Below are 955 nucleotides of genomic sequence, written 5' to 3'. Positions count from 1 at the left end.
ATAAACTCATAGTGCAGAAACTTTCGTCTCCTTAGAAAGGAGGTGATCCAGCCGCACCTTCCGATACGGCTACCTTGTTACGACTTCACCCCAGTCATTGATTTCGCCTTAGGCAGCCTATTTATTAGCCGACTTCGGGCGCCCCCAACTTCCATGGTGTGACGGGCGGTGTGTACAAGACCCGGGAACGCATTCACCGCAGCATTCTGATCTGCGATTACTAGCAACTCCGACTTCATGCAGGCGAGTTGCAGCCTGCAATCCGAACTGGGATCGGTTTTTGAGATTTGCTCCACCTCGCGGTCTCGCTTCTCTTTGTACCGACCATTGTAGCACGTGTGTAGCCCAGGACATAAGGGGCATGATGATTTGACGTCATCCCCACCTTCCTCCGTGTTATCCACGGCAGTCTCATTAGAGTTCTCATCTTACTGTTAGCAACTAATGACAAGGGTTGCGCTCGTTGCGGGACTTAACCCAACATCTCACGACACGAGCTGACGACAACCATGCACCACCTGTCTCCTCTGTCCGTAGAAAAGGCCGATTAAGGCCCTGTCAGAGGGATGTCAAGCCCTGGTAAGGTTCTTCGCGTTGCTTCGAATTAAACCACATGCTCCGCTGCTTGTGCGGGTCCCCGTCAATTCCTTTGAGTTTTACACTTGCGTGCGTACTCCCCAGGCGGAGCACTTAATGCGTTAACTCCGGCACCGAAGTCTTGCGACCCCGACACCTAGTGCTCATCGTTTACGGCGTGGACTACCAGGGTATCTAATCCTGTTTGCTCCCCACGCTTTCGTATCTCAGTGTCAGTTACTGTCCAGAAAGCCGCCTTCGCCACTGGTGTTCCTCCTAATATCTACGCATTTCACCGCTACACTAGGAATTCCGCTTTCCTCTCCAGCACTCAAGTCTCTCAGTTCACAGGGCGAACATTGGTTAAGCCATTGCCTTA

Annotated in this window: 1 rRNA gene; it reads right to left on the bottom strand. The window is 52.1% G+C overall.

The annotated features are described in order from the left end of the window. Positions 1-35: 35 nt before the first annotated feature. Positions 36-955: ribosomal RNA gene (locus tag NE619_RS17830) — 16S ribosomal RNA — on the bottom strand; the annotation flags it as partial.

This window comes from Anaerovorax odorimutans (assembly GCF_024459955.1).
Taxonomy (GTDB): domain Bacteria; phylum Bacillota; class Clostridia; order Peptostreptococcales; family Anaerovoracaceae; genus Hominibacterium; species Hominibacterium odorimutans_A.
Note: the sequence above shows the minus strand (reverse complement) of the source record. Positions and strands in the feature narration are given on the sequence as shown.